This window comes from Acetobacter farinalis, from assembly GCF_011516935.1.
GTDB lineage: Bacteria > Pseudomonadota > Alphaproteobacteria > Acetobacterales > Acetobacteraceae > Acetobacter > Acetobacter farinalis.
Window position 1 is genome coordinate 517,146 of sequence record NZ_WOTF01000001.1, and the last position, 11,811, is coordinate 528,956.

At 59.7% G+C, this 11,811-nt stretch carries 12 protein-coding genes; 5 read left to right on the forward strand and 7 right to left on the reverse strand.

Translation table 11 applies throughout. The features are described from left to right. Positions 1-81 precede the first annotated feature (81 nt). Both GOB82_RS02335 and GOB82_RS02340 read left to right on the forward strand, forming a co-directional pair. A complete protein-coding gene (locus tag GOB82_RS02335; protein WP_194300303.1) occupies positions 82-2,019 on the forward strand; it encodes a ribonucleoside-diphosphate reductase subunit alpha in 1,938 nt (645 codons plus the stop codon). A 59-nt stretch (positions 2,020-2,078) separates the two neighbouring features. Further along, positions 2,079-3,095, forward strand: coding sequence for a ribonucleotide-diphosphate reductase subunit beta (locus GOB82_RS02340; protein ID WP_166119077.1), 1,017 nt, complete (start codon positions 2,079-2,081; stop codon positions 3,093-3,095). Between the two features lie 157 nt (positions 3,096-3,252). On the opposite strand, the gene GOB82_RS02345 is transcribed toward GOB82_RS02340, so the two are convergent. Further along, positions 3,253-3,990, reverse strand: a complete 738-nt coding sequence (locus GOB82_RS02345) for a tRNA1(Val) (adenine(37)-N6)-methyltransferase (protein ID WP_166119078.1) — start codon at positions 3,988-3,990, stop codon at positions 3,253-3,255. A 258-nt stretch (positions 3,991-4,248) separates the two neighbouring features. On the opposite strand from GOB82_RS02345, the gene GOB82_RS02350 reads away from it, so the two are divergent. After that, positions 4,249-5,196: a polyprenyl synthetase family protein gene (locus GOB82_RS02350; RefSeq protein WP_242007167.1), complete on the forward strand. Its 948-nt coding sequence runs from the start codon at positions 4,249-4,251 to the stop codon at positions 5,194-5,196. 72 nt (positions 5,197-5,268) lie between these two features. Here the strand turns inward: GOB82_RS02350 and GOB82_RS02355 are convergent, their stop codons facing one another. Both GOB82_RS02355 and GOB82_RS02360 read right to left on the reverse strand, forming a co-directional pair. Then, positions 5,269-6,138 (reverse strand): glutamate racemase, encoded by an 870-nt coding sequence (locus tag GOB82_RS02355; protein ID WP_166119083.1) that lies wholly within the window; start codon positions 6,136-6,138, stop codon positions 5,269-5,271. A gap of 13 nt (positions 6,139-6,151) precedes the next feature. Beyond that, positions 6,152-6,913: an orotate phosphoribosyltransferase gene (locus GOB82_RS02360; protein WP_166119085.1), complete on the reverse strand. Its 762-nt coding sequence runs from the start codon at positions 6,911-6,913 to the stop codon at positions 6,152-6,154. A 114-nt stretch (positions 6,914-7,027) separates the two neighbouring features. Here GOB82_RS02360 and GOB82_RS02365 point away from each other — a divergent pair, with 114 nt between their 5' ends. Both GOB82_RS02365 and GOB82_RS02370 read left to right on the forward strand, forming a co-directional pair. Beyond that, positions 7,028-7,939: an ELM1/GtrOC1 family putative glycosyltransferase gene (locus GOB82_RS02365; RefSeq protein WP_166119088.1), complete on the forward strand. Its 912-nt coding sequence runs from the start codon at positions 7,028-7,030 to the stop codon at positions 7,937-7,939. Positions 7,940-8,069: 130 nt separating this feature from the next. Next, entirely contained in the window at positions 8,070-8,309 is a 240-nt protein-coding gene (locus tag GOB82_RS02370) for a hypothetical protein (protein WP_166119091.1), read from the forward strand. 237 nt (positions 8,310-8,546) lie between these two features. On the opposite strand, the gene gltA is transcribed toward GOB82_RS02370, so the two are convergent. The 4 genes from gltA to GOB82_RS02390 form a co-directional block, all read right to left on the reverse strand. Next, positions 8,547-9,857, reverse strand: coding sequence for a citrate synthase (gltA, locus tag GOB82_RS02375; protein WP_166119092.1), 1,311 nt, complete (start codon positions 9,855-9,857; stop codon positions 8,547-8,549). 149 nt (positions 9,858-10,006) lie between these two features. After that, on the reverse strand, positions 10,007-10,534 hold the full coding sequence (locus GOB82_RS02380) for a SixA phosphatase family protein (RefSeq protein ID WP_166119095.1): 528 nt from the start codon (positions 10,532-10,534) through the stop codon (positions 10,007-10,009). Then, positions 10,531-10,848, reverse strand: coding sequence for a chorismate mutase (locus tag GOB82_RS02385; protein ID WP_265793928.1), 318 nt, complete (start codon positions 10,846-10,848; stop codon positions 10,531-10,533). The genes GOB82_RS02380 and GOB82_RS02385 overlap by 4 nt, the downstream gene beginning before the upstream one ends. A 79-nt stretch (positions 10,849-10,927) precedes the next feature. Beyond that, a complete protein-coding gene (locus tag GOB82_RS02390) occupies positions 10,928-11,671 on the reverse strand; it encodes a metallophosphoesterase (RefSeq protein ID WP_166119100.1) in 744 nt (247 codons plus the stop codon). Between the last annotated feature and the right edge of the window lie 140 nt (positions 11,672-11,811).

Genomic DNA, 11,811 nt, shown 5'->3' on the forward strand with positions numbered 1-11,811 from the left:
GGCGCGACTTGGAGCGCGGTTTTCTGCGGCTTCGCCCCTTCACGACAGATCACGTCAATGCATAAACCGGAGCAAGTCACCATGAGTCTGATCGACGTTCAGGAAAATGAAAGCCGTCGTTCCATGTCTGGCTCCGGGGAAGAAGCGGACCTATTTGAGCCCGGCAAGCTGGAAGACATGGTGCAGCTGCCCGGCCACCATCAGGTGCGGGTTGACCGCACGCGGGATGCCCTGCTGACACCGTTTGGCAAGGCCACGCTGGATAACCGCTACCTGCTGCCGGATGAGAGCTATCAGGATCTCTTCGGGCGTGTGGCCTCCTATTACGGGGCGGATGCCGGGCACGCACAGCGTATCTATGACTATATGAGCCAACACTGGTTCATGCCCGCAACGCCGGTGCTCTCCAACGGCGGCACAACACGCGGCCTGCCGATTTCCTGCTTCCTGAACGAAGCAAGTGACAGTCTGGAAGGCATTGTGGGGCTGTGGAACGAGAATGTCTGGCTGGCCAGCAAGGGCGGCGGCATTGGCTCCTACTGGGGCAACCTCCGCTCCATTGGGGAAAATGTCGGCCGTAATGGCAAGACATCCGGTGTTATTCCGTTCATCCGCGTGATGGACAGCCTGACACTGGCCATCAGCCAGGGTTCCCTGCGTCGTGGCTCTGCTGCGGTGTATCTGCCGGTCTGGCACCCGGAAATTGAAGAATTTGTGGAAATCCGCCGCCCCACCGGGGGGGACCCCAACCGCAAGGCCCTGAACCTGCACCATGGTGTGCTGGTGTCTGATGCCTTCATGCGCGCTGTGGAAGCGGATGAGGAATGGGGCCTGCTCTCCCCGCGGGATAATTCCGTGATCCGCAAGGTTTCGGCCCGCGCTCTGTGGATTCGTATCCTGACAGCGCGCATGGAGCAGGGCGAACCCTACATCGTCTATTCCGACCACGTGAACAACGCCCGTCCCGAACACCACAAGCTGGCGGGGCTTGAGGTGAAAACCTCCAACCTGTGCTCGGAAATCACCCTGCCGACCGGGATTGATCACCACGGCAAGCAGCGGACGGCGGTGTGCTGCCTCTCATCCCTGAATCTCGAGACATGGGATCAGTGGTCAGAGAACCCGCAGTTTATTGAAGACGTGATGCTGTTCCTGGATAACGTGCTTCAGGACTTCATTGACCGCGCTCCCCCGGAAATGGCGCGCGCGGCTTATGCCGCCATGCGGGAGCGGTCTGTCGGGCTTGGGGTCATGGGCTTCCATTCCTTCCTGCAGAGCAAGAATGTGCCGTTTGAAGGTGTGGTCGCAAAGGTCTGGAATCGCAAGATTTTCAAGCATATTCGCGAGCAGGCCGATGCCGCCTCCCGCAAGCTGGCGGACCTGCGCGGCGCCTGCCCGGATGCCGCCGAATATGGCATTCAGGAACGCTTCTCAAACAAGATGGCCATTGCCCCCACCGCGTCCATCTCCATTATCGCGGGCAATGCCAGCCCCGGTATTGAACCGATTGCCGCGAACGTGTTCCTGCAGAAAACCCTTTCCGGCTCCTTCACGGTGCGCAACCGCCACCTGCAGCAGCTTCTGAAGGAAAAAGGGCAGGATACGGAAGAAGTCTGGTCCTACATCACCCTCAACAAGGGGAGCGTGCAGGATCTGGACTTCCTGACGCAGCAGGAAAAGGATGTGTTCAAGACCGCGTTTGAGCTGGACCAGCGCTGGATTGTGGAACACGCGGCAGACCGCCAGCCCTATGTGTGTCAGGCGCAGTCGGTTAATCTGTTCCTGCCTGCCAATGTGCATAAGCGCGACCTGCACCAGATCCATCACATGGCGTGGAAGAAGGGCCTGAAGTCTCTGTACTACTGCCGTTCCCTGTCCATTCAGCGTGCTGATACGGTGAGCAATGTGCTGACCAAGGAAGGGGTTCTGGCGGCTGAGGCGGCCCGTCGGGCCGGAGATGCCGCTGAGGCCCAGGCTTCGAACGGAAGCAATTATGATGAATGTCTGGCGTGCCAGTAAGTCTCATAAGAGCTTCATAACTTTCTGATTTTAAAACTTTCCTCTTAAAGGACAGTCTCATGAGCGAAACATCTGCCGGACCGGGCGAGCCGGAACAGCACTTTGACCTGCTGACCGCCAACCCCGTGTACAAGCCCTTTCGCTATCCGTGGGCTTATGATGCGTGGCTGACCCAGCAGCGCGTGCACTGGCTGCCGGAAGAAGTGCCGCTGGCTGACGATGTGAAAGACTGGCACCGCGTGCTGAATGACAGCGAGCGGAATCTGGTGACCCAGATTTTCCGGTTCTTCACCCAGTCCGACGTGGAGGTGAACAACTGCTACATGAAGCATTACAGCCGGGTGTTCAAACCGACTGAAGTGCTGATGATGCTCTCGGCATTCTCCAACATCGAGACCATCCATATCGCGGCCTACAGCTATCTGCTGGATACGCTGGGTATGCCGGAAGCCGAATATTCCGCATTCCTTAAGTATAAGGAAATGAAGGATAAATACGATTACATGCAGGCGTTCTCTGTGGACAGCAAGCATGAAATCGCCAAGACGCTGGCAGCCTTCGGGGCCTTTACCGAAGGGCTTCAGCTTTTTGCATCCTTCGCCATTCTGCTGAACTTCCCGCGCTTCAACAAGCTGAAGGGCATGGGGCAGATTGTTTCCTGGTCCGTGCGGGATGAAACACTGCACTGCCTGTCCGTCATTCGTCTGTTCCGTGAGTTTGTACATGAAAACCCGGAAATCTGGACGGATGCGTTCCAGCAGGAACTGCGGGATATCTGCGCGACCATTGTCGAGCATGAAGAAGCCTTTATCGACCTCGCCTTTGAAATGGGTGAAGTGGAAGGGCTGAATGCCGAGCAGGTGAAAACCTACATCCACTTTATTGCGGACCGCCGCCTGATTCAGCTTGGGCTCGACCCGCTTTACAACACCACGACCAATCCGCTGCCCTGGCTGGATGACATGCTGAACGCGGTGGAGCACACCAACTTCTTTGAAAACCGCTCTACGGAATACAGCCGCGCCTCAACCATGGGAACATGGGAAGAAGCGTTCGAAGCCTCTGTTTTTGAATAAAAAACGGCACTGACAGGGCTCGCCCGAAGCGTTCTGTAGAAGGAGGCTTCGGGCAAGGGCTTTGTTCAGGTTGCCTCTGGGGCGCGTTGCTTCGAGGCCTGGTGGGGGACTGAAGGCGTGTCTCATCCCGCGCCCCCGTTCTCGCAGGCACACAGACTTACAGGCCGGGCAGGGCTGCTCCCTCTTCCAGTACGGCGCGTGCCTGTGGGGTAAAACGCCCGTCTTCCTCATGTAAAATCATGCCAGACACCAGACGGGCCGGGCTGCGGACCCCATAACGCGCTTGAAGGAGCAGAATGCGGGCCTCTCTCCCGGCTTTTGGCCAGAAGGGGTAGGAGGTGATGCCGCCAAAGCCGCTTTCTGTCAGATGTGTGATGGCGGCGGCCATCAGGCTGGCAGGCAGGGCAAGGGTCAGGCTGCCTTTGTGCCTGAGCAGGCGTGCAGAGCCCTGAATCCAGGTTTTCAGCGTGTCCGGCTGTGCCCGTCGGGCCAGATCGCGCCGCTCTGTGGCGGAGGCTGTGCTGTCCGGATCATGCCAGGGCGGATTCGCAAGGCAATGGTCAAACAGGCCTTCAGGGAGCGTGTCTGGAAATCTGGCATTCAGAATGCTGATGTCCGTACGGGCATTGGCGCTGAGATTCTGGTGCGCAAGGGCTGCGGTTTCCGTGTTCTGCTCCACGCCGGTGCCTGTCAGGCCGGGGATGCGGTGAGTGAGGCACAGCAGGCCAGCTCCCGCCCCGCAGCCGATTTCCACCACGCGCTGCGCGGCGCGGGCCGGGACGGCGGCGGCCATGAGCACCGGCTCCAGCCCGGTTCGGTAGCCAATACGGAACTGCGCGTAGGCAATGCGCCCACCCAGCAAGGTGTCTTGAGAAAGTTCTGAAGAATGGGCCATAAACGGGCCTTAACAAAAAGGGTCTGGCTGTCTTGAAGCGGTTGATGCTTGACCGTTTTTCTGGTGCCCCGCATATGGTTGGGCGTCAACTCATCCCATGGCTGGGGGATATAGCGTTTGAATGTTGCAGTTAGTCTGCCAGAGTCTGGTAGTCTGCCAGAGTCTGGCAGGGCCACAAGCCAGGATGGATCTAGTGTTTCTGTGAGTAAGCCAGGAGAAGCGGGCTTAAAGGCCCTGGCCGATTACCTCGCGCAGGATATGCGCGCCTGTAATCAGGTGATTGTTGCACGGATGCAAAGCCCGGTTGCGCTTATCCCGCAACTTGCCGCGCATCTTGTTGCCGCCGGGGGCAAGCGCCTGCGCCCGTTGTTGACGTTGGCTACGGCCCGACTCTGTGGGTACGACAATCAGGACGGCAAGCTGCGGCATGTTGAAATTGCGGCCTGTGTTGAATTTATTCATACCGCGACCCTGCTGCATGATGATGTAGTGGATGAAAGCCAGCTCCGCCGCGGGCTGGCCAGCGCCAATGCCATTTTCGGAAACAAGGCTTCCGTGCTGGTGGGCGATTTCCTGTTCGCACGGGCTTTCCAGATTCTCACAGCCGATGCCTCGCTGGAGGTGATGGCGATTCTGTCCGCGGCGTCCGCCACGCTGGCGGAAGGCGAAGTCATGCAGATGACAACGCAGAATGATCTCTCCACCTCGGTCGATCAGTATTTGCAGGTGATCTATGGCAAAACCGCGGCGCTGTTTGCAGCCGCGTGTGAAGCCGGTGCGGTGATCGGGGAGGGAACACCGGAGCAGCGTGAAGCCCTGCGGGTTTACGGCGCCAATCTGGGCATGGCCTTCCAGCTGGTGGATGATGCGCTGGACTATGCGGCAGATCAGGCTGTGCTGGGCAAGGAAGTGGGGGATGACTTCCGGGAAGGGAAAGTGACACTCCCTGTTCTGGCAGCCTATGAGGCAGGCAGTGAGGAAGACCGTGTGTTCTGGCGACGCGTGATTGAAGACAGCGAGCAGACGCCTGAGGATCTGGACGCCGCTCTGGCGCGTATTGCACAGACTGATGCCATCGGGGTCACCCTGCGCAAGGCGGAAGAGTATGCCGCAAAGGCGCGGGATGCCCTGAACCTGTTTGCTGACAGTGAAATTCGCGGGCTGCTGATTGAAACAGCGAGCTATTCAGCCAACCGCGAGAGTTAAGAGACGCTCCAAATTCTTGGGCGTGCGGTCAGGGAATGACCGTCAAAGGGTGGCCGTCAGGCCGCCCTTTTTTTATGGGCAGCCTTTTTGGAGAGCGTCCGCCGGAGCTGCCTTCTGAGCGGTGTCCCATAATGCAATGGTCTCAAATCCGTAGGGCGGCAGGGCCTTGATAAGGGCCGCACACTCAGGCGGCTGTGCCGTGAACCATGCGCGGGCAGGTTCGCGCCTGTGCGGCGCTGGGGGCAGGGTGCTGAGCACGGTTGCCGTGTGGCGGGCTACGGCTTCCGCCGGGTCCAGCCATGTGATGCCGGGCGGAGAGACAGCACGGAGCTGCTCCAGCAGAAAGGTGTAATGGGTGCAGCCCAGACCCACGGTATCCAGCCTGTCTGAACAGTCCCGTGTAAAAAGCCCGTTGATTTCCGCCCGGATCGCCTCATCCGGCACGGAATGCCCCCGGAAAACCTGTTCCGCATGGGCCGCCAGACCCGGGGCAGCGTGCGCGATCAGGGTGCAGTCTGGTGCGTAAAGCGCCTGAAGCGTGCTGAGATAAGGGCGCGTGCTGGTGGCGCGGGTGGCCAGTAGACCGATGACATGCGTTCGGGTTGTGCGGGCCGCCCAGCGGATGGGAGGCACGCAGCCGATGAAGGGCATATCGGGGCAGGCTGCGCGCAGGGCGTCCAGTGTCAGCGTGCTGGCGGTGTTGCAGGCCACCACAACCGCTTGCGGGCGCAAGCGCTGGATGGCTTCTGAGAGCAGGGAGACAATTCGCTTGATGAGAAACGCATCCTCCTGCTCTCCGTAAGGAAAGACGGCTGTATCCGCCAGATAGCTGACGGATACGGCGGGGCAGAGTGTGCGAATCGCCCTGACAATCCCAAGCCCTCCAATTCCGGAATCAAACGCCAGAATATGTTGGGTGGAGGGGTGGGCAGGGCTGGTCATGCGGCGGGAAAACTCAGGCAGGTTTGTCTTTGTTGGCCTTGAAGGCAGCGGCTTCTTCCAGGCTGCCTACGCCGCCGTGGCGGGCGGACCATGCAGCCGGATTTTCAAGAAAGCGCCGCACTTCTGCCGCAGCTTCTTCCGAGAAGTAAGGACGCGTTGAACAGGCTTCCAGCACATCCCACCATGTGCACAGGGCATGCAGGGAGATGTTCATGTTTGTCAGAGACTGGTGTGCCCCCGGAAAGACACCGTAATAGAAGATGACAAAGGCATGATTGATCAGCGCACCGGCATCCCGCAGCGCATTGGCGAAAGCGACCTTGGAGGCACCATCTGTGGTGAGGTCTTCCACCAGCAGGGTGCGCATGCCCTCGGGCACATCCCCTTCAATCTGGGCGTTACGGCCAAAACCCTTCGGCTTTTTGCGCACATACGCCATGGGAAGCATCATGCGGTCCGCCATCCATGCGGCGAAGGGAATGCCCGCTGTCTCACCGCCTACAACGGCATCAAGGCTTTCATAACCGACATGACGCCCGATTTTCTCAACGCCCAGCTCCATGATCTTGGCGCGGGCGCGGGGGAAGAAAATGATGCGGCGGCAATCGATATAAACCGGGGATTTCCAGCCGGAGGTGAGGGTATAAGGCTCTTCCGGGCGGAAGTTGATGGCTTTGATTTCCAGCAGCAGACGTGCCGTGCACAGGGCCGCATCGCGGTCCCAGTCGCTGGTCTCGCCAGAGTGCGGGGCGGCCAGGTTTGCGGGTGACGTCATGAAGCGCTTCCTTGAATTTGGCGGTTGGAATTTGCTTTGGCATAGCTCTCGGCGGCCTGAAAATCTATGCTTCTTCTCAGTCTTCCGTGTCGGAATGAGAAAATGACCTTCTCTGTGACAAAGTTGGCGCCTGTGTGGGTGGTTGAAACCACATTCGGGCCGGAGCCCGGCCCGGCCTATGTGCTGGCTTCCCGCCTTGGGTGCCTGTTTCGGCGGGTGCGGATGGAAATGCTGGCTCTCGATTCGTTTCTGGAAGAACGGCGTGAACCCGGGCTGATTCTCACATCCGGCTGGCGCTCGGGCTATGCCGCCCTCCGGGCCGGACGCAGGGCAGGGTGCCCGGTGGTGTGGTGTGTGCGGCATGAGGGCCGCTCAGCCTCCATGCTGCGGTCCCTGCCGTTTGATCTGGTGGTGGCGCCTTCTCCCGCAGCGCCCACGGCACGGTTCTGCCCGACATTGGGGCCAATGACGCTTTCCTCCCCCGCCGTGCTGGCCCGTGCGGGCAAGGCCTGGCAGGAGCGGCTGGAGCATCTGCCGCATCCGCGAGTCACGGTTGTGGTGGGGGCGGGTGCGTATCGCACGCAGGAAGAGGCGCTGCTGATGGGCAAAAAGCTGGCCGGGCTGGTCAACCGTCAGGGTGGTGCGGTGCTGCTGGTTGTGCGGGATGACAGCAAGCCTGATCTGACGGACGCCTTTATTACCGGGCTGAGCGAGACATTCTTGCTCGTCTGGCGGCAGGGCGAGCCGGATGAAGACCCTCTGGCAGGCTTCATGGCGTGTTCAGACTGTGTCGTGGCTGGCGGGGGAGACAGTGCACTGCTGGCCGAAGTCTGTGTGGTGGATCAGCCGGTTTTCCTGATGGAGCGTGAACAGGACCTGCGCGGCGTGCGGGGCAGGCTGGCGCGGCGTCTGGTTGAAGAAGGCCATGCACGGTTTCTGGAGCACAGCCTCGCACCGTGGCCACGCACAGTGCTGGATGAAGCTGGCCGCGTGGCGTCTGTCCTGCGGAGCCGCTGGAGTCTGTAAAGAAACTGGAGCCTGTAAAGAAAGTTGTGATCAGCCGCCCTGTGCCAAACCCTGTTTCCAGCTTGCATCTTCATGGAAATTGGCGTTTAATCTGCGTTGTTGAGAGTGGTTATTAACTAAGGATGGTGCCGTGTCTGTTGAACCAAGTCGGATCGCGCGGAAATGCGAACGCGCAGTCGTCACGGCCTATCAGGAACTGCGTGAAGTCGGCACAGAAGATGTGACCGCGTTTCACGCCTGCACAACGCTCTACCGCATTCATCACCCTGAAGCGTCCCTAAACGAAGCGCGTCGCCTTGTGTCCGAATGGATTGACCACCACGTCGTGCGTCAGTCCAAGGCCCCGACCAAGGGGTGTGACTGCGGTTAGAATAGCCGCTCTCAGGTTCTCTCGAAATTTTTGAAGAAGCCGGAGCGGGTGGCTGCTCTGGCTTTTTTGTTTTGAAAACACAGGAAGGCGCTTGCCTCGGCCAACCCCGCTCAATCAGGCCCATTCAACGAGCCGGGATGCGGCATGAGGCGGGGAACACGCTTTTTCGAGGTGGTCTCTGGCTGAGGCGTGCCGATGGGGCACGCCTCAAGTAGGTTCAGAGGGTAAGCGTGTGGCTCAGCGTTTGTCGAGCGCAACGAAGTCCCGTTCCGGAGCCCCTGTGTAGAGCTGGCGGGGGCGGCAGATGCGCTGGCCGGGTTCCTCAATCATTTCCTTCCACTGGCTGACCCAGCCGGTGGTGCGGGCCACGGCAAACAGCACGGTGAACATGCTGGTGGGAATGCCCATGGCTTTCAGGATAATGCCTGAATAGAAATCCACATTCGGGTAGAGTTTCCGCTGGACGAAATAGTCGTCATGGATTGCGATTTTCTCAAGCTCGATGGCGAGGTCAAGCAGCGGATCATCCTTGATGCCCAGCTCACCCAGCACTTCGTGGCAGGTCTGCTGCATGATCTTCGCGCGCGGGTCGAAGTTCTTGTAAACGCGATGGCCAAAGCCCATCAGCTTCACGCCGCTGGATTTGTCTTTGACCTTGGCAATGAAGTCCGGGATATTTTCCTTGTTGCCGATGGACGCCAGCATTTTCAGGACAGCTTCATTCGCGCCACCGTGGGCAGGCCCCCACAGGGCGGCAATCCCTGCGGCAATGCAGGCAAACGGGTTTGCCCCGGTGGAGCCCGCCATGCGCACAGTGGAGGTGGAGGCGTTCTGCTCATGGTCTGCATGCAGGATCAGGATCCGGTTCATGGCGCGGGCCAGAACGGGATTGATCTTGTAGGGCTCGGAAACCCGCGCGAACATCATGGAGAGAAAGTTCTCCGCATAGTTCAGGTCATTGCGCGGATAGATAAAGGCTTCGCCCTGCGTGTATTTGTAGGCCCAGGCGGCAATGGTCGGGATTTTGGCGATCAGCCGCATGGCGGCAAGCTCACGGTTATCCTTGATCGCGATATCGCTGGCATCCGGATAGAAGGCGGAGAGCGCTCCAACCGTGCCACACAGAATGGCCATAGGATGAGCATCACGCCGGAAACCGTTGAAGAAATTCCGGATCTGCTCATGCAGCAGGGTATGGTTTGTCAGGGTGTTGGAGAATTTCTGGAATTCGGCGGTGTTCGGAAGCTCGCCGTTCAGAAGCAGGTAGATCACCTCTTCATAGGACGCGTGTTCCGCAAGCTGGGCAATGGGGTAGCCACGATGCAGGAGAACACCCTTTTCTCCATCAATGAACGTGATCTTGCTGGAGCAGGACGCGGTTTCACCATAGCCGGGGTCATATGTAAAAACGCCCATCTCCCCAGGGAGCTTGCGAATGTCGACAACATCCGGCCCCAGAGTACCTGACAGGATAGGCAGTTCCGTTGTTCGTCCACCGAGCGACAGGGTTGCGACAGACCGCTGACCTTCATTCTGCGATGTGCTCATGGTGTTTCCTTCTGCATTATGGGACCGCAGCCTCTTGCGGCCTGCTCTTTGAATCTTTTCCCCGATCCCGAAAGAAACAGGAAGCTGGTGGATGATAAACCGCGCGTTATCAGGACGGGTTTTTCTTGGAAAACCGGGCTTTCTGTGCTTCAGGGTCGCGCGAATGTGTCCAGCGTCAGGCTTTTTGCATCGCACGAGGCCCAATCCGGCATGCTCTGCGCGTTTTCAGACCCCCACATGTGAAAGACCGCCAGAGAGGCGGTGGCGAATCCCTGGTCCAGAATCGGGGCCTGATCATCCAGCCAGCGGGCGAGTGCCGAGATGCCGGGATTATGGCCGATCAGCAGGACAGTGCGGGCGCTGGCAGGGGCTTGCCGGATGCGGGCAAGCAGGGCGTCGGGTTGGGCTTCATAAATATCGGGGCAGAACAGTGTGCGCAGTGCCGGAGTGGTCTGGAACGGCGCGAGGGCGGCCAGAGTTTCCCGCGTGCGGCGGGCGGGGCTGCACAGAACAAGGTCTGGCGCCAGAGCCTGCGCCCGAAGCCATGCCCCGCAGCGGGCAGCGGCGCGCTGCCCTTCGGCAGTAAGGGGGCGGGCTCTATCCGCTTCCTCGCTGAAGTCGCCCTCCGGAGGGTTGGCGGCTTCAGCATGCCGCAGCAGCAGAAGGCGGCGTGTCATTTAGCCGCCGATTCGGCGGACTGCTTCGCAATAGCTTCATGATGGCGGATGACTTCATGGATAATGAAGTTCAGGAATTTCTCGGCAAAATCCGGATCCAGATGGGCGTCTTCCGCAAGCTGGCGCAGGCGGGTGATCTGGCGGGCTTCACGCTCCGGGTCCGCCGGGGGCATGTCACAACGCGCCTTGAGCGCGCCGACGGCCTTGGTGCAGCGGAAGCGTTCCGCCAGCATCGCCACCAGAGCGGCGTCGATATTGTCTATGCTGCGGCGGAGGTCCAGCAGGGCATCCTGAGGAGAGAGCTGGTCTGTCACGGTGTGCACGATCTTTTGTTTCTGTTTCTGTCTCGTAAGAGAATAAGGCCGTAATGCCCTGAGCGCTACCGTAGACTGTTTACAGGCCTTCCCAGGAGTTTTCCATAAAATCGGCAGGGACATCCAGCCAGGCCAGATGGCCGCCCTTGCCCGCGCCTGTATCCGTAAAAATGGCCTGCCCCCCGGCGCGGCCGGGAATGGTCAGCGGGCAGCCATTGGTGGAGCGCTGGTCATGCCCGCAATAAACCGTGTAGCCGGTGGGAATGTGGTTGACCCAGTTCAGGCAGCGTTCCGGGTAGCCATCTTTCTGTATTCTGTTGGTTGTCTCTCCGAACAGGGCGCGGGAGAGCAGGAAGGTCACGCGCCCCAGGGCGGGCGGTGGTGGCTCCATCAGCATCCGGACATCAAAAGCCCCATGCACAAAGATCATGCGGCCGAGCACCAGCCACGCCGGGGCGGCTTCCAGCATGGCCAGCGCGGTTGCGAGGACATCCGCATTCTCCGGCAGGCGAAGCTGGGCGAGCGTGGCCTCCAGCGGCGGGTCCGGGCGCAGTTTCTTGCCCAGCAGGGCGCGGCCCAGCTTGCGGTCATGGTTTCCAATCAGGAACAGGCCGCGCCCTTCGGCCATGACAGACTGCATCAGCCGGAGCACGCCCGCGCTGTCCGGCCCGTAATCCACCAGATCACCCAGTTGGATAATGAATCGGTCCGTGGCGATGGCGTGCCGAAAAGCCTGCAGATCTCCATGCACGTCTCCCACAATGCGGAGTCCTTTCCGCATTGCCGCTTTCACGTTTTCGTCAAGGAAGAACCCTGTGTGCATCTGCTCTCATTACCTCTCTCCTTTCCATGTAGGCGCCACAGGCGGAAGCAGGGAAGGGAGAAGCCGTATTTTTTTGTCGGAACATGTTTGTGCACAAGCATGTGACGCGCCACGCCCGGAGTTTTCTGCCTAACTTTACC

What these genes read in the sequence shown, in the direction of transcription:
- GOB82_RS02335 (WP_194300303.1), top strand. Translation starts at nt 82, where the DNA reads ATGAGTCTGATCGACGTTCAGGAAAATGAAAGCCGTCGTTCCATGTCT.
- GOB82_RS02340 (WP_166119077.1), top strand. Translation starts at nt 2,079, where the DNA reads ATGAGCGAAACATCTGCCGGACCGGGCGAGCCGGAACAGCACTTTGAC.
- GOB82_RS02345 (WP_166119078.1), bottom strand. Translation starts at nt 3,990, where the DNA reads ATGGCCCATTCTTCAGAACTTTCTCAAGACACCTTGCTGGGTGGGCGC.
- GOB82_RS02350 (WP_242007167.1), top strand. Translation starts at nt 4,249, where the DNA reads ATGCGCGCCTGTAATCAGGTGATTGTTGCACGGATGCAAAGCCCGGTT.
- GOB82_RS02355 (WP_166119083.1), bottom strand. Translation starts at nt 6,138, where the DNA reads ATGACCAGCCCTGCCCACCCCTCCACCCAACATATTCTGGCGTTTGAT.
- GOB82_RS02360 (WP_166119085.1), bottom strand. Translation starts at nt 6,913, where the DNA reads ATGACGTCACCCGCAAACCTGGCCGCCCCGCACTCTGGCGAGACCAGC.
- gltA (WP_166119092.1), bottom strand. Translation starts at nt 9,857, where the DNA reads ATGAGCACATCGCAGAATGAAGGTCAGCGGTCTGTCGCAACCCTGTCG.
- GOB82_RS02380 (WP_166119095.1), bottom strand. Translation starts at nt 10,534, where the DNA reads ATGACACGCCGCCTTCTGCTGCTGCGGCATGCTGAAGCCGCCAACCCT.
- GOB82_RS02390 (WP_166119100.1), bottom strand. Translation starts at nt 11,671, where the DNA reads ATGCACACAGGGTTCTTCCTTGACGAAAACGTGAAAGCGGCAATGCGG.